The sequence below is a fragment of the Parabacteroides sp. AF17-3 genome, assembly GCF_003635445.1.
In the GTDB taxonomy this organism is placed as follows: Bacteria; Bacteroidota; Bacteroidia; order Bacteroidales; family Tannerellaceae; genus Parabacteroides; species Parabacteroides goldsteinii.
This window is the reverse complement of record NZ_QTMM01000029.1, coordinates 15,560-31,225: the sequence shown is the minus strand read 5'-3', so window position 1 is coordinate 31,225 and position 15,666 is coordinate 15,560. Positions and strand designations below refer to the sequence as shown.

The 15,666-nt window shown below is 45.2% G+C and carries 14 protein-coding genes; 8 read left to right on the top strand and 6 right to left on the bottom strand.

The window, feature by feature from the left end; translation table 11 throughout:
- The first annotated feature begins 7 nt into the window (after positions 1-7).
- From DWW91_RS26715 to DWW91_RS26680, 8 genes are all read left to right on the top strand, one after another.
- Positions 8-1,963 (top strand): RagB/SusD family nutrient uptake outer membrane protein, encoded by a 1,956-nt coding sequence (locus tag DWW91_RS26715; protein WP_122329363.1) that lies wholly within the window; start codon positions 8-10, stop codon positions 1,961-1,963.
- Between the two features lie 30 nt (positions 1,964-1,993).
- Positions 1,994-3,157 (top strand): DUF1735 domain-containing protein, encoded by a 1,164-nt coding sequence (locus DWW91_RS26710; protein ID WP_122329362.1) that lies wholly within the window; start codon positions 1,994-1,996, stop codon positions 3,155-3,157.
- A gap of 253 nt (positions 3,158-3,410) precedes the next feature.
- The gene (locus tag DWW91_RS26705) at positions 3,411-4,217 is read left to right on the top strand and encodes an IclR family transcriptional regulator (RefSeq protein ID WP_048314443.1); all 807 of its coding nucleotides are present in this window, start codon (positions 3,411-3,413) and stop codon (positions 4,215-4,217) included.
- A gap of 21 nt (positions 4,218-4,238) precedes the next feature.
- Positions 4,239-6,602, top strand: a complete 2,364-nt coding sequence (locus DWW91_RS26700) for a hypothetical protein (RefSeq protein ID WP_122329361.1) — start codon at positions 4,239-4,241, stop codon at positions 6,600-6,602.
- A 15-nt stretch (positions 6,603-6,617) separates the two neighbouring features.
- The gene (locus DWW91_RS26695; RefSeq protein ID WP_122329360.1) at positions 6,618-7,388 is read left to right on the top strand and encodes an SDR family oxidoreductase; all 771 of its coding nucleotides are present in this window, start codon (positions 6,618-6,620) and stop codon (positions 7,386-7,388) included.
- 2 nt (positions 7,389-7,390) lie between these two features.
- On the top strand, positions 7,391-8,092 hold the full coding sequence (gene deoC, locus DWW91_RS26690) for a deoxyribose-phosphate aldolase (protein WP_122329359.1): 702 nt from the start codon (positions 7,391-7,393) through the stop codon (positions 8,090-8,092).
- Positions 8,085-9,611, top strand: coding sequence for an FGGY-family carbohydrate kinase (locus tag DWW91_RS26685; protein WP_122329358.1), 1,527 nt, complete (start codon positions 8,085-8,087; stop codon positions 9,609-9,611). The genes deoC and DWW91_RS26685 overlap by 8 nt, the downstream gene beginning before the upstream one ends.
- Before the next feature lie 11 nt (positions 9,612-9,622).
- A complete protein-coding gene (locus tag DWW91_RS26680) occupies positions 9,623-10,324 on the top strand; it encodes a hypothetical protein (protein WP_010801488.1) in 702 nt (233 codons plus the stop codon).
- A gap of 42 nt (positions 10,325-10,366) precedes the next feature.
- On the opposite strand, the gene folE is transcribed toward DWW91_RS26680, so the two are convergent.
- From folE to DWW91_RS26650, 6 genes are all read right to left on the bottom strand, one after another.
- Positions 10,367-10,960: a GTP cyclohydrolase I FolE gene (folE, locus tag DWW91_RS26675; protein WP_010801487.1), complete on the bottom strand. Its 594-nt coding sequence runs from the start codon at positions 10,958-10,960 to the stop codon at positions 10,367-10,369.
- A 50-nt stretch (positions 10,961-11,010) separates the two neighbouring features.
- The gene (locus DWW91_RS26670; RefSeq protein ID WP_046145613.1) at positions 11,011-11,514 is read right to left on the bottom strand and encodes a cell division protein; all 504 of its coding nucleotides are present in this window, start codon (positions 11,512-11,514) and stop codon (positions 11,011-11,013) included.
- Between the two features lie 68 nt (positions 11,515-11,582).
- The gene (gene tpiA / locus DWW91_RS26665; protein WP_007655752.1) at positions 11,583-12,338 is read right to left on the bottom strand and encodes a triose-phosphate isomerase; all 756 of its coding nucleotides are present in this window, start codon (positions 12,336-12,338) and stop codon (positions 11,583-11,585) included.
- 38 nt (positions 12,339-12,376) lie between these two features.
- Entirely contained in the window at positions 12,377-13,654 is a 1,278-nt protein-coding gene (locus DWW91_RS26660; RefSeq protein ID WP_122329357.1) for a BT_3928 family protein, read from the bottom strand.
- 3 nt (positions 13,655-13,657) lie between these two features.
- Complete coding sequence (locus DWW91_RS26655) at positions 13,658-14,203, bottom strand: DUF1599 domain-containing protein (RefSeq protein ID WP_007655754.1); 546 nt, start codon at positions 14,201-14,203, stop codon at positions 13,658-13,660.
- Between the two features lie 93 nt (positions 14,204-14,296).
- Positions 14,297-15,544: a M23 family metallopeptidase gene (locus DWW91_RS26650; RefSeq protein WP_007655755.1), complete on the bottom strand. Its 1,248-nt coding sequence runs from the start codon at positions 15,542-15,544 to the stop codon at positions 14,297-14,299.
- Positions 15,545-15,666 lie beyond the last annotated feature (122 nt).

Below are 15,666 nucleotides of genomic sequence, written 5' to 3'. Positions count from 1 at the left end.
ACAAATCATGAAAACAACATATATCATAGAATTAGCATTAAGCCTTTGCTTGTCGGCGGGTTTTAACTCTTGCAACTATCTGGATGCAAATGAGTATTTGAATGAGGTAGAAAACCTGAACGATATCTGGACTGAACGAAACAGCATACGAAAAGCATGGGCCGCTTGCTACGGAGCCATGCCCAACTATGCAGACATGGTCGACGGTTGGCCTTTCAACTGCAATTACGATGAAGCTCATGGCGGCCTGGACAGTTATAAATGTCTAACCTTTGCCCAAGGCAAATATGACGCAGACAAACCGATATACGAATATTGGAAAAACTATTATAAAGCCATTCGGTTATGCTGCCAATTTCTGGAAAACTATCATTTGGCAAACGACAAACTGTTAGAAGAGGGGGAAGTTGAAGGTTATGCCGCTGATGCACGCTTTTTAAGGGCATTCTATTATTCCCAAATGATTGAGTTATATGGCCCGTTTGTCATCATCGACAAAACGATCGACTATTCGCAGCTGGAAGAATACCCTACCACCAGATCGACATTAGACGAATGTACGGATTTCATCCTAAAAGAATTAGAACAGTGTATTGCCGAACTTCCCAACAGCGAAAACATCCTGACCTCCGACTACGGCCGTCCTTCCAAAGAGGCAGCCATGGCCGTGAAAGCCCGCCTGCTACTATGGACTGCCAGTCCGTTGGTAAACGGAAATCCGGATTATAGTGACTTTGTTAATAAAGAAGGTGTTCCGTATTTCAACGTACAATCGCCTGATATGGAGAAATGGAAAAAAGCCGCCAAAGCAGCTAAGGACATTATCGATTTAAATAAATTCGACTTGTTCACGATGCCCGGCAACGACGGCTATCCAACCGTTCCGCTTGGCGAATTCGAAGGCAACAATATCGAATGGCCAAACGGTCCCGCAGGTATCGACGCCTATCAGTCTTATAAAGCATTATTCAGCGGAGGAAAAAATTACTGGAACAAAGAGGTTATCTGGCAGGTAAACACATCCGGACAAAGCTCCTCGTTAAGCTATTTAGGTTTCCCCCGCAACTATAACAAAGGACAGGGCAGCAGCAATACCGGTAAATTATGTGCCGTACAAAAGCTTGTCGATGCTTATTTTATGAATAACGGCAAGACAATTGAGGAAGAAAAAGAGTTGTACATTGATCTGGGAATGACCTCCATCGGCGACAACTACTTTATTCATGGAGAAGGGAAGAAAGACAAAGTTTCTCCCATAATAACCGGATTCAAACTGAACAACACGATTCAAAAAGTGCCCAACAGATGCCTGAACAGGGAAGCTCGCTTTTATGCAACGATCGGGTTCATCGGGAAAGGCTATGTCGAAAATACCGGAAGCATACACTATGCCGATTACCGTGCCAATATGGTTGACGGATATATACAATCCGACCGTCCTTCTATCCGTACTGGCTACCAGATCGTAAAATGGATCAATGACGAAGATCAAAACGCAGCCGGAAGTTTCGATAAACAATATCCTGTATTCAGAATGGCGGAAATCTATTTATCGTATGCCGAAGCATTAAATGAATATGACCCACAGAATCCGGATGTTTTGAAATATCTGAATTACGTTCGTTACAGAGCCGGACTACCGGGTTACAGATCGGGAAACCAAGATGTAAATCGAGAAAGAATCAAAAGAGAAAGATATGTCGAATTCGCTTTTGAAGGCAAGAGATATTTCGACTCGCGCAGATGGAAAGATGCAGAGATAAACGAACGAGATCAATTCGGTAACAACAAAGGAATGAACGGCCCCGTATATGGTTGCAATTATCAAGCCACCGACGGTAGTTTTTATGACCGGACCATCATAGACGGTTACCTGTTCAAGAAGAAAAACTACTTCCTGCCGATTCCTTACCAGGATGTGGCAAACCACTGGGGAGACCTTGTTCAAAATCCGGGATGGTAATTTTAATATCCTATAAAAATAATAACGTATATGAAAACATATTTGTCTTATATAACCATTTTCACGCTTACGCTGATAACGGCAGCATGTGGAAAGCTAGATTACGAAAATAAAGAATTTTATAAACAGGAAGTTTATATCATCAATTCAGAATCGACCTCCGCCACGGAGCGCGAGATAACTGGTGTCCAAGCTTATACTTTCGTTGATACACTAAAGATCATCAACGACAGTTACGACACAGACACTTTAGTAGACTACAAAGTCGGCACGGCCAATATTATTTTCAAAATAGGAATAGGAGGATCGCTTTCCGCCCATGAAGATTTGGAAATCCTGATCGATTTTGACGAAGAAGCCGTGAAAGACTATAACATTTCAAAAAATGCCGAACGTTATATTCCGGATCCGTCACTGTACACGACAAACATCCCTTACGACCAGACAAGAAAAGGATTCCCTGTCGTCATTAAAGCAGGAACAGCCTCCACGTCGCTGACATTTCAGGTTCCCATCGAACGCGACAAGATGGAAACGTATGCCGATTTCGCTTTTGCCCTGAAAATAAAAGAGACAGGAAATGCTACACTGAGCCGCCAATACTACAACTTCATGGTATCCGAACTCAATGTAGACCTGGAAAGAGTGGTCGACTGGTCCGGTTTTCCGATACCAGAAATACCGACAGGCCGTTACCTCTCAGCCCGTCTGTTAGGAAACGGAGCCGAAAACATACCGGCAGACGGCAGACATCGTAAATATAAATATATCACACCGTTGGGCGATACCCCTGAACTAAAAGGAAAGTATATAATCTGGGGAACCGGTGTTTGGAGTTTCGAAGTCTTCGCCTATCATGGTGCCGGTTGGATGTATAACCTGTTCACATTGAACGACCAGGTTGCCGGAACTTACACCATCGAACCCATCCTGGCAGGAAACAGTGACTTCCCAGCCCAAACATTTGCCTATAGCACCGTACAAGGTGTCACGGAAGACAACAAATATGATCCTAAAACAAAGACCCTTACCATTCATTACAAGAATGTAATCGGGCAGGATTACACCGATGTATTAACCTTCGAATCAGAAGACCTGACGTTGGATCCGATCAAAGGGAATAGCATCTCTCCCCAAAGTTGGGCACAAGTAAAATCGAAAGGATACAAATATTGGTTACCTGAAGATAAATAGGATAAGAAAATGCATAAGCAAAATATTTGAATCAATCAAAATATAAAAACAGGGAACACGGTTGACGTGTTCCCGTTTTTCATATTCCACACATTTGTTCCATGGTTGTAAATTAACAAATTATATAACCTTACCCCTTGTTGTTATTAATTAATTAACAAAATACATGAAGTCTATTTATTATAAAAACGCGAAATTTGTTTCAAATAAGAAATATGATTTCAAATAAGAAACAAAAGAAGGAAGTGACAATATGATGAATCAGGAAGAAACAAAAGAAGTAAAAAACGGAGATAAATATAACATCCCCATGCTTGAAAAAAGCTTTGAACTGCTGGAGCTACTTATCAAGTACCCGAACGGGTTAACCATGCAGGAAACAGTCAACCTGCTGAATACACCTAAAACGACTGTTTTCCGCCTGCTGAACTCTTTGCTCAATATGGGATATCTATCAAAAAACATCGATACCCAACAGTTTTTCCTTTCCAAAAAGTTTTTAAAACTGGGTCTGGCAGCTTTGGGCGAATCCAATATAGTGGAACAATCTCTTTCACCCATGAGAGCGCTGCGCGATAAGATCAAAGAAAGTATTATGCTCGGCGTTTTTATGGAAAACAGAATAGTCCTGCTGGAGCAAGTGCTGGGATCTCACAATTTCACCTTCCTGCTACGTCCCGGAACAAGCTTTTGCTTGCACGCCTCTGCCCCCGGCAAATTGACCCTCGCCTATTTGCCGGAAGAAGAACTCGAAAAAGCACTGGAAACGATACAATATACCGTCTTCAACAAACATACTATCGAAAACGAAGCTCAACTGAAAAAAGAGCTCGAACGCATTCGGAAAATCGGATATGCAGTAGACCTGGAAGAAGAAATGGCCGGTGTGCAATGTATCGCTGCACCTATATTTAATCAATTTAATAATATTGTCGCAACAATCTGGACGTCCGGTCCATCCGGCCGTCTAACCAAAAGTATCTTTCCTGTAGTCGCAAAAGAATTAATCCTAACAGCGAATAGTATCTCTACCAGTTTGGGATATACTTGTAAGCAATAACAATATAAATAACCACATATCATGAGAAACTACAGCAAATTCATCATCCTTCTGGCGACAGTCTGCATAGGGAGTATGCAACTTTCCGCCGAACAAATGGACCCGAAGAAAATTACACTCACCGCAAAGGCCAAAGAACAATTGGCGGGAAAACAAATATTGTATATAGAAAGGGAACAGTATGCCCCGGACCATCATAATACCGCCACTCTTTTCCAGAAAGAGGAAATCAATGAAAGCAGTTTCTTCCCGGGAGGTGCCATGCGTATTTTTGATGTGAACACAGGGAATACGACCACACTTATCGAACTGAAAGACGGATTGGTCCGCGATCCTGAATTGTCTTTCGACGGGAAAAAGATCATCTTTTCCATGCGGAAGAATAAGGATGATTTCTATCATATCTATGAAATAAACACGGATGGAAGCGAATTAAAGCAATTGACTTTCGCCGAAGGAGTATCCGATATAGATCCTTTATATCTGCCGGACGGAGGAATCGTGTTCAGTTCCACCCGCCAGCCCAAATATTGCATGTGCAACCGACATATCATGTGCAACCTGTACCGGATGGAAGCAGATGGTGCCAATATCACTCAAATCGGCGTTAGCACGTTATTCGAAGGACATTCCTCTTTATTGAACGACGGTAGAATCCTCTACGATCGCTGGGAATACGTAGACCGCAACTTCGGTGATGCACAGGGATTATGGACGGTAAACCCCGACGGAACAAAACATTCTATATACTATGGCAACAATACTCAGTCGCCGGGCGGAGTAATCGACGCCCGGCAAATCCCCGGAACCGACCAGGTAATCTGTATCTTCGGCTCCTGCCATGACCGTCCTTGGGGAGCCCTTGCCATTATAGACAGAAAAAAAGGAGTAGACGGCGTTGAACCCGTCGTACAGATATGGCCCGAAGACAGCAGGAAACTGGTTGACAACGGCGACCTCGACTCATTCAAATGGATCGAATACTTCTTTGAAGACCCTTATCCTCTCAATGAGAACTTCTTTCTGGCTTCCCGTACAATCTGGGCAAAGCCGGGCGGATGGATGCATCTCGACTCCAAGTCCGGCATCTACCTGATCGGTCGCGACGGTACACAGGAACTGGTTATCGAAGGAAACAGAAGCCTTTTCGATCCGATGATTATCGAACCGCGCCCTAAACCTCATGCCATACCATCCAACAGAAATTATACAGATAAGAAAGGTTCCTTCTACGTGCAAAATGTTTATCATGGCACACATATGAAAGGCGTCGAACCGGGAACAGCCAAATACCTGCGTGTCATCGAATCTCCGGAGAAAAGGACATGGACAAAGAACGGCTGGGGCGGACAAGGCGAGCAGGCACCGGCCGTTAACTGGCACAGCTTCGAGAATAAACGTATCCTGGGAGAAGTACCGGTAGAAGAAGACGGCTCTGCTAATTTCGAAGTTCCTTCGGGTACATTCGTCTATTTCCAGTTGCTCGACAAGGATAAGAAAATGATCCAATCCATGCGCAGCGGAACAATGGTTATGCCGGGAGAGGTAAATGGTTGTATCGGTTGCCACGAAGATCGCCTGAGTGTTCCGAGTGCAATGGGCCCCAAACCATTGGCCTTAAAAAAGGCTCCTGTACAGATGAATGGCTGGATGGGTAAGGCACCCAGGAACTTCTCCTTTATGGAACAGGTTCAACCGATTCTGGATAAAAGCTGTGTACGTTGTCATGATTTCGACCAGAAGAACCGTGACAAGCTGGTGTTGGCAAAAGACAAAAATCCATTCTTCAATGCCGCCTACGTCAATTTATATGTAAAGAAAGAAATTACACTCATCGGTGGAGGCCCCGCACAGATACAGGAGCCTTATTCCTGGGGATCGCATGCCAGCAAACTGACAAAGGTCATTGAAGGCAATCATCACGATGTGAAATTATCCCCCAAAGATAAAGAGATACTTTACACCTGGATGGACCTGAACGGCGTTTACTATCCGGTTTATGAGTCCGCTTTCGACTCTACACTTGCCGGACGAAGCCCCCTATATAATTACGAAATACAAGAATTAATAAAACTGACGGAAGTAAACATCTGGGACCTCAACCACCACGGCCGAAAACTGACCGCACAAATATCTTTCGACCGCCCGGAAGTCAGTCCATGCCTGGATAAAATCAGAAACGACAAGCAGAAATATGCCCGTGCCGTCGAAATCATCCGCACCGGACAAAAGCGGCTGAAAGCTACTCCACGCGGAGATATTGAAAAAGACCTCGTTCCCTGCGAACGGCATAAAGCACAGCTACGAAAATATGCGGAACGTCTGAAGGTCGAACAGCAAAACTGTTCAGTCATCGGACAAGGTAATAAGATTTACGACAAATAATATAAACACACAACCATGAGTACACTCGATTTATTCAGCCTGAAAGGGAAAAAAGGCTTTATCACCGGAGCCGCACGCGGTATCGGAAAATGCCTTGCCGATGCATTCACAGAAATGGGCGCCTCTATCGCCATTGTCGACATAGATATTGCAGAGGCGGAAAAGACAGCAAAAGAACTGGCCGCCCGTTACTCAGCCCACACCATCGCCATCCGCTGCGATGTGACGGATGCAGAAGATATAGGACAAATGATGGACACATTTATCAAAAAGTACGGCAGCATCGACTTTGCCATCAACAATGCCGGAATAGCAAACACTTATGCAGCAGAGGAAATATCATCCAAAGACTTCAAGAAAGTTGTCGATATCAATCTGAACGGCGTCTTTCTGACAGCCCAGGCCGCAGCCCGCCAGATGATAAAAGAAGGAAAAGCCGGCAGTATCGTAAACACGGCCTCCATGTCCGCCCATATCATCAACACCCCACAGACAATTGCCAACTATTGTGCCTCAAAGGGTGGCGTGCTTCTGCTGACTAAAGCACTGGCAGTCGAATGGGCCAAGTATAATATACGCGTCAACTGCGTCAGTCCGGGATATATGGCAACCGAGCTGGTTGCAGAGATGAAGGACATGCACGAAGGATGGATATCAAAAATCCCGGCCGGCCGCCTCGGTGTGCCGAAAGACCTTATCGGAGCCTATTTATACCTGTTAAGCGATGCCGCACGCTACACAACAGGGACAGATTTAATTGTTGACGGCGGTTACACAAGTTTATAATCATGAGCACTCACAATCCTATCATTTCCTCCCGGGAAATCGCACGTCTGATCGATATTAGTGCCGTACGTGCAGATTCCACCCGCCAGGACGTGGAAGACATCATCGACGGAGCCATAAAACACAACTTCATCTGCGTCTTCCCCATGCCCGGCATGCTTCCGCTCGTTTTTGAGAAACTGAAAGACCATCCGCAGATCGGAATCGGAGGTGTTGTCGGTTTCCCTTCCGGCGGAGAGACTACGGCAAGCAAGCTGTTCCAGGCTAAAGAACTGAAAGAGGCTGGCTGCAACGAAATCGACATGGTTCTGAATATCGGCAAACTAAAGTCCGGCATGTTGAACGATATAGAAGACGAAATCCGGCAGATCAAAGCCGCCGTTTCCCCTCTTCCTTTAAAAGTAATCATGGAAGTCGTCCTCCTCACCGATCAAGAGATAAAAACAGCTTCCTCCATCATCCTGAAAGCCGGAGCGGATTACATTAAAACCGGAACCGGCTGGGCGGGAGCAACTACGCCCCATCATATCGATCTGATCAAAGAGACCGTCGGCGACACCATCAAATTAAAAGTGGCAGGAGGTGTCCGCACGCTCGACACATTGCTGGAAATGTATCAAATGGGCGTCAGCCGTTTCGGTATTGGCTATAAATCAGCCCTCAGCATCATGGAAGAATGTATAAACAGGGAAACACATGAATGAAAAAGTAATATCCTATGATTTGGGAACAGGGGGAATAAAAGCCTCTCTCTTCAATCGCAACGGAGAGGCTCTACATTCCGTCTTTATCCCCTATCCGACTGCCTACCCGCAACCTGGCTGGCAGGAACAGGCACCCGAAGACTGGTGGCAGGCTATTATCCGTTCCACCCGGCACCTGCTGGATAAAACTAAGATCGATAAAAATAAAATAACCGCCCTTGCCATCTCCGGACACAGCCTGGGCGTCGTTCCAATCGGCAAAGACGGTAGCCTGTTGCAGGTTGCCACCCCTATCTGGTCCGATCGCCGGGCCAGTAGCGAAGCCGAAACGTTCTTCAACCGGATCGATTATAAAGAATGGTATGAGACAACCGGCAACGGTTTCCCGCCGGAATGTTATTCGGTCTTCAAGATCATGTGGTACAAGAAACATTTCCCGGAACAATATGAGGTTACAGACAAAATAATCGGAACAAAAGACTACTGTAACTACCGGTTTACCGGTCGCCTTTGCACCGACTATTCGTATGCCTCCGGAAGCGGAGTTTTCGACTTGAAAACCTGGAACTACAAAGAGGAATATGTACAGGCATCCGGCATCCGCCCGGATATATTCCCGGAAATACTGGACTCGGACGCTATCGTCGGGACAATTACTCCCGAAGCCTCTCTCGAAACCGGATTACCGGAACATGTCAGGGTTATCTGCGGCGGTGTGGACAACTCTTGTATGGCCCTAGGAAGCAAAGGGATCAAGCCTTCCCGTATTTATACCTCGCTGGGATCTTCTGCCTGGATCGCCCTGGTATCCGAAAATCCGGTACTCGACTTTGACAAAAAGCCTTATGTCTTTGCACACGTCATCAAAGGAATGTATGCCTCCGCCACCTGCATATTCTCGGCAGGGAGTAGCCTGCAATGGGTACGAAATACGATCTGTCCCGATCTGTTATCAGCCGAAGAACAAGGTGGAGAAGACGCCTATATAGCCATGAACAAACTGGCAGAGACTTCGGCTCCGGGTGCGAATGGCCTGCTCTTCAACCCAAGTCTGGCTGGCGGTTCAAGCATCGAGCCCAGTCCGGATATGACAGGAGCCTTTACCGGACTGAGATTAGGGAATACACGTGCCGACCTGATTCGTGCCACCATGGAAGGTATCGCTTTGAATCTTCGTATCGCACTGGATCTGTTCCGGAAATATCACGCCTCATTCTCTGAGATGTTATTTGTCGGCGGTGGCACAAAAAGTGATTTCTGGATGCAACTCTTTGCCGACATCTACGAACTGGAAATCCAAAAGACCAACATCGGGCAGGAGGCGGCTTCGTTGGGAGCTGCGGCACTCGCCCTGAAAGGTACAGGTCTTTGGAATAGTTATGAAAAGATCGACACCCTGCATCAAGAACAACAACGGTTCAGGCCCGATCCCCGTCATCAGGCAACCTACCGGAAAGTCCTCGACAACTTCAAGGCACTTGCCGACAGTATTGCTTCCCTGAATAGTACAAACAAATAAATGAACCAACAATGAATGCAAAACAACTTACCGCATCCATTCTGTTATCCGCCCTGTTGTTAGGCGGATTCACCGGATGCGAAACAAACAAAAGTAAAGACAACATGGTACAGACAAAAGAAAAGGTATTCACCAAAAAGTACACAAATGCAGATTTTTATGTAGACGGAAAGTTCAACGGTGAAGTCGCCCTGAAAGCCTATCTCGAAATGTTTGAATTTTATGGAGTTCCCTTTACAGACTTTATGAAGGAGAACATGTGGATATCCGATTTCGGCTTAGGAGATTTCGAACATGCCGGTATGGCCGGCGTATTTTGGGTTAACGACCCGGTTAACCGCCATTTCGGACACGAAATATATCTGTTACCCGGACAAATGATCCCGGAACACCGTCATGTGGCAACCCCTGAGTATCCGGCTAAATTCGAATCATGGATGGTACGCAACGGATCGGCTTATAATTTCGGGATCGGTGATCCTACCCCCAATCCTCCGGCATTGCCTGAAAGTCAGAAAGAGGCTATCACTGTCTCCAACTTCACTTATATGAAAGTCGGCGATATACTTCCGCTGAAGGAACTCTTGTCTCCTCATTTCCTTCGTGCAGGCGACAATGGTGCCATCATCTCGGAATTCGGAACATACCAGGATGGGAACGGATTAAAATTCACCAATCAAAAGGCTGTGTTCACAGACGTGCTACGTCCTTAAACAATCAGGTGACCGTATAATCCCGTACGGTCACCGCAAATCCTACCGGTTATTCTTGATCAGGTTCATAAATTCCTCACGCGTCTTAGCCTGCTGGAAGAAACCTGTAAAGTCGGAAGTTGTCGTCAGGGAATTCTGTTTCTCCACGCCACGCATCTGCATGCACATGTGCTGTGCTTCGATCACCACCATGACACCCAGAGGGTCCAATGTTTGCTGGATGCAGTCCTTGATCTGCATAGTCAGGCGTTCCTGGATTTGCAGGCGGCGGGCAAAGATATCCACTACCCGGGGAATCTTGCTCAGCCCTGTAATATATTTCTTGGGAATATAAGCGACATGGGCCTTTCCGAAGAACGGAAGCATATGATGTTCACACAGCGAAAAGAAATCAATATCTTTTACAATAACCATCTGCTTGTAGTCCTCTTCCTGAAACATAGCGGAAGCAAGTACCTTTGCAGGATCTTCGTTGTATCCTTTGGTTAAAAACTGCATAGCTTTTGCTACACGTTCCGGCGTTTTGATCAGACCTTCACGTTCGGCATCTTCGCCCAGCAGGCCTAATATTTGTTTGTAATGGCCGGCCAGTTCTTCGCGTGCCGCCAAGGTCTTGTCGTCTATTTCTTTTGTCATTTCTATAATTATCCGTGTCAGGCACGGGGACAAGTTTCTTATTTTCTTAGTTAATTCAATGGGATTTTTACTTCTTCCCGGACAATATACATTTCTTTTCCGAACGAAGGGAAAGCTGTCATCAACAGGCGTTGCATATGATATGCTTCTTCGTGTGAACGGAAATCACCTACACGCAGTTTCCAAAACGGTGCGGTATAGCTGACATAAGTCGGGACATCAGGGAAAAGTTCCTTGATCTTCTTTTCTTTTTCGAACGCTTCATCTTTCGACTTACGTTGGCTATTTCCGGAAAACACCTGTGTCCGGAATCCCTGTATCTTCAGGAAGGCAGTACTATCCGTCTTCTCTACATTATCACCATACAGGCGTACTCCCACCATTTTACGAAGGGCCTCCGGCTGATTGACAATCACCTCGCCTTTACCGGGCTTCGATGTTTGCAGGTCGTCAAAGATCGTCTGTGCCGATCCGTCGACACTCGTTTGTGCTGACGCCCCGGTCACACAAACCAGTAACATGAATAAGAAAGTGATACAAGGGGAATTCTTCATTGTGATTTATTTTTATGTTCAAATCGGGAGGGAAAGAGCGTTTGCCCTTTCCCTACAGGATAATGTCATTAAAATGCTTCAACGATCGGCATGAATTTATCAACAGCCAGAGAAGCACCACCGATCAGACCACCGTCTACGTTCGGTTTAGAGAACAATTCTTTTGCGTTACCGGCATTAGCGCTACCACCATACAGGATGGTGCAGTCGTCAGCCACTGTGTTACCATATTTTGCAGCCAGTGTAGCACGGATATGAGCATGGATTTCTTCAGCCTGTTCAGCAGAAGCAGTCTTGCCTGTACCGATAGCCCAAACCGGTTCGTAAGCCAGAACGATCTTACCGAAATCTTCAGCAGAAAGGTCGAACAAAGATTCTTTGATCTGAGCGTCTACCACTTCGAAGTGTTTGCCGGCTTCTCTTTCTTCCAGAACCTCACCGATACAGAAGATCGGAGTCAGACCGTTAGCCAGAGCCAACTGAACTTTAGTTTTCAGAATCTCCGGAGTTTCGTGATAGTAAGCACGTCTTTCAGAGTGACCCAAAATTACATATTTAGCACCTGTAGAAGCAACCATAGCAGCAGAAACTTCACCGGTGTAAGCACCTTTTTCTTTGTCAGCACAGTTTTCAGCAGCTACACCGATTTTATCAGTATCGATAGCAGCAGCGATGCTTGCCAGGTGAGTGAACGGAGTACCGATGATTACATCACAGTTGATAGCTTTGCCTTTCAGGGCTTCATTTAATCCTTTTGCCAATTCCAGACCTTCCTGAAGAGTTGTGTTCATCTTCCAGTTTCCTGCAACAATATTCTTTCTCATGATTTAATTAATTAAATATATAAATACAATAAAATCTTTTATTCAGCCTTCTCTTTCCGTCTCCGGCGGAATCGGAAAAAGTCATATACCCAAACGAGCAGCAAAGGTACGGTAAAAGTCAATAAAATGGTAATAAGCCAGCCATCTTCTTTTTCTTTTGTTTCACTCAGGTTCAAATGATCTTCGATCTCAGCCTTTACATGTTCCTCGTCCGGGATATCGTTATAATGCCATTTGCCCATCACAGTACCGTCTTTCAGCAGTACCAGCCCCGGGTTAGAACGGATGATCGTCTTCAATAATACCTCGTCGGCCATACGGAACGGATATTCGGCACCGGTATTGTCGCTCCATTCATCGATCATTTCAGGAGAGGAACCGGTCACACAATAGAATGGCATTTCATATTCCAGCGCATAATCATACACTCCGTTTATCTCGTCGATTTGTTCATCATCCGCCTTTTCCAGTTTCGGAGCGATCAGCAGCAGAACCGGCTGCGGATTATGTAATATTTCATCGGTGACATCGTCTCCTTCGGCGTTATAGATATTAAAAGAAGCCACAGGAGGTTCATACCCTTTCTTTATCAGTTCGGTCTTCGACTCAACAAATGTCCAGGTACTGTCATTTTGCGGATAGTTTTCCAAAGAAAATTCTTTCTGTACGCCATCTTTCTCATAGACAAAAGTATATTTATACTCATCTTCGGGAGCGCCATCGGGTATTGCCATTAAAGAAGGGATATTAGCCCCGATCTTATACGGACGAAAATCCATGACCGGCAGATGATTGTAATTCCAGTAAGCAAACCCAATGCAGAAAAAGTAAGAGAACAACGCCACGAACCAGTAAACCTTGTAAGTAAAACACTGGAACATCTTACCGCAGTTCATGAACACCATAATAGCAGCAGCCGAAAGAACCAGGTTCTTAAAAAACGTCTCCCAATTCGTAATAACGACTGCATCCCCGAAACAACCGCAGTCGGAAACCGGATTGAATATCGCAAGATACAACGTCAGCGGCGTCATGAACGCCATAAAAAGTAAAACAAAGAAAGAGTTGTAGCGGCGGTATACCCCTAACAACATACAAACACCCATGGCAAACTCGGCAGCCGAAAGGGCAAAAGATGCCAGGACAGTAAAAGGCTGCAACATATCCAACCCGAAAGAAGTCAGATAGTCGCCTATCTTAATTGCGCCTCCCATCGGATCGACCGCCTTTACAAAACCGGAGAAGATAAACACAACCCCGATCAGCAGACGGCTGCATTCTGTCAGTATCTTTATTGCAGTCTCTTTATAGTTCATATATTATTCTTCGCCATATTCGAGTTTGATCAAACCGAACAGGGCGTAATTAATCATATCCATATAATTGGCATCCACACCTTCCGATACGATCGTCTTGCCACCATGGCTTTCTATCTGCTTGGTACGGTAGATCTTCATCAGGATCAGATCGGTATAGGAACTGATACGCATGCTGCGCCAGGCTTCATCGTAATCATGGTTCTTGGCATACATCAACTCTTTGGTTTCCGTTATGTACTTATCGTACAATGCCAACGCTTCCTCATTCGTCATATCGGTCGTATCCGAAAAACCTTTTGCCAACTGGATCAGTCCGATCACTCCGTAATTAACGATCGCAACAAACTCCGGACGTATCCCTTCGTCCACCATGCTCACCCCTTTTATCTCGAGGCTGCGGATACGGTTTGCCTTAATAAATATCTGGTCGGTCACAGACAGGGGACGCATAATCCGCCAGGAGGGACCATAATCTTTCAACTTCTTTTCGAACAACTCCCGGCATTGGGAGATCACTTTCTCGAATTGCTCTTTCGTATCAGCCATATACTAAATATATTATGCCGCAAAGATAGTAAAAAAACAACAAAGGCACAGATGAAGTTTCCATCTGCGCCTTGCCTTTATCTTAAAAATAACTTATTTACAGCGGATGGAACGACCCAGTTTCAAAACAGTAGTTTTGGATATACCATTCATTTCGCACAACTTGCCAACTGTTGTTCCGTATTTAGCAGCCAGAGCACCCAAGGTATCACCACTCTTAATGCGGTGGTAAACAGGTGTTGCTTCCTGATCAGCACTGACATTTCCAGTCAGAGAGGCAACCGGAGTGGCAGCTTCTACAGTTGTAGTCTTAACCGCTTTTGCTACAGTTTGCGTATTTGTCTTTTTGGTTGCAGATTTAGCTGCTACAGTCGCTTCTTTTCCGGCACTACAACGGATTGACTGACCTAAACGAAGCATAGAAGTACTCTTGATGCCATTCAAACGGCAAAGCTCATTAACTGTCGTGCCATACATGCGGGCAATCTTACCCAGTGTATCACCCGATTTCACACGGTGATAAACCATCTGGTCGCTTGAAGAAGTATAAATATTACTCTTACGCCCGTTAATCTTTATATTATGGAATACATAAACATCCTGATGAGGAACTGAGTTTTCGAAATCAATAATGTCGGCCGGATTGATAGCCTGTCCCAGGAAGCGGGTTTCGAAATGAAGATGAGAACCGGTAGAACGTCCGGTGTTTCCTCCTAATGCGATCGGATCGCCTGCACGAACAATGTCGTTTACATCAACAAGTGATTTGGATAAGTGACCGTAAACTGTTTCAAGTCCGTTCGGATGGCGAACCACCAGGTAATTTCCATATCCGCGACGTTCGAAATTACGGATACGAACTTTTCCGTCAAATGCTGCACGGATCGTATCGCCTACCTGAACCTTCAGGTCTATTCCTTTATGCATACGACGACGACGGGGACCATATTTGGAGGTAACGCGCGTCATTGTATCGATAGGAAGAATAAATGTTGAACAATCTATAGCGCAGGAATCCGGCATTTCAACTTTAGCACCTCCACGGAAAGGATCTACCCAACGGGTGTCCCAGTTCGATCCGTACAATTCATCTGCAGGAAACAGAAGGGCTTCATTGGCAGCAAGAGATTCATCAACTCTTGCATTAATCTCTGCCAGTTCTTTCAAACCCATATCTTTACGGATGGTAACACGGTCAGCCATCAGTTCGGATACGCGTTTATCCATTTTTACTATATGTATAGTTTCTTTTGGAGTATCTGTCCCTGTTTGTTTCTGAGCTGATACAGCCGAAACCATAAAGGAAGTACAACAAATAAAAAGTAGTGCTCTTATTTTCATTTTTATCATTTTTCGAAATGGAATCCAGAAGTAAAATAAGCTGTGAAACAGACCCTATTTTTTACAAATCGACCAAAGTTCGTTATTTTGAGCAAGTTGACAAAATTCAATCCGGAAAAATT

What these genes read in the sequence shown, in the direction of transcription:
- DWW91_RS26705 (WP_048314443.1), top strand. Translation starts at nt 3,411, where the DNA reads ATGATGAATCAGGAAGAAACAAAAGAAGTAAAAAACGGAGATAAATAT.
- DWW91_RS26680 (WP_010801488.1), top strand. Translation starts at nt 9,623, where the DNA reads ATGAATGCAAAACAACTTACCGCATCCATTCTGTTATCCGCCCTGTTG.
- tpiA (WP_007655752.1), bottom strand. Translation starts at nt 12,338, where the DNA reads ATGAGAAAGAATATTGTTGCAGGAAACTGGAAGATGAACACAACTCTT.
- DWW91_RS26685 (WP_122329358.1), top strand. Translation starts at nt 8,085, where the DNA reads ATGAATGAAAAAGTAATATCCTATGATTTGGGAACAGGGGGAATAAAA.
- DWW91_RS26670 (WP_046145613.1), bottom strand. Translation starts at nt 11,514, where the DNA reads ATGAAGAATTCCCCTTGTATCACTTTCTTATTCATGTTACTGGTTTGT.
- DWW91_RS26660 (WP_122329357.1), bottom strand. Translation starts at nt 13,654, where the DNA reads ATGAACTATAAAGAGACTGCAATAAAGATACTGACAGAATGCAGCCGT.
- DWW91_RS26715 (WP_122329363.1), top strand. Translation starts at nt 8, where the DNA reads ATGAAAACAACATATATCATAGAATTAGCATTAAGCCTTTGCTTGTCG.
- DWW91_RS26695 (WP_122329360.1), top strand. Translation starts at nt 6,618, where the DNA reads ATGAGTACACTCGATTTATTCAGCCTGAAAGGGAAAAAAGGCTTTATC.
- deoC (WP_122329359.1), top strand. Translation starts at nt 7,391, where the DNA reads ATGAGCACTCACAATCCTATCATTTCCTCCCGGGAAATCGCACGTCTG.
- DWW91_RS26700 (WP_122329361.1), top strand. Translation starts at nt 4,239, where the DNA reads ATGAGAAACTACAGCAAATTCATCATCCTTCTGGCGACAGTCTGCATA.
- DWW91_RS26650 (WP_007655755.1), bottom strand. Translation starts at nt 15,544, where the DNA reads ATGAAAATAAGAGCACTACTTTTTATTTGTTGTACTTCCTTTATGGTT.
- folE (WP_010801487.1), bottom strand. Translation starts at nt 10,960, where the DNA reads ATGACAAAAGAAATAGACGACAAGACCTTGGCGGCACGCGAAGAACTG.
- DWW91_RS26710 (WP_122329362.1), top strand. Translation starts at nt 1,994, where the DNA reads ATGAAAACATATTTGTCTTATATAACCATTTTCACGCTTACGCTGATA.
- DWW91_RS26655 (WP_007655754.1), bottom strand. Translation starts at nt 14,203, where the DNA reads ATGGCTGATACGAAAGAGCAATTCGAGAAAGTGATCTCCCAATGCCGG.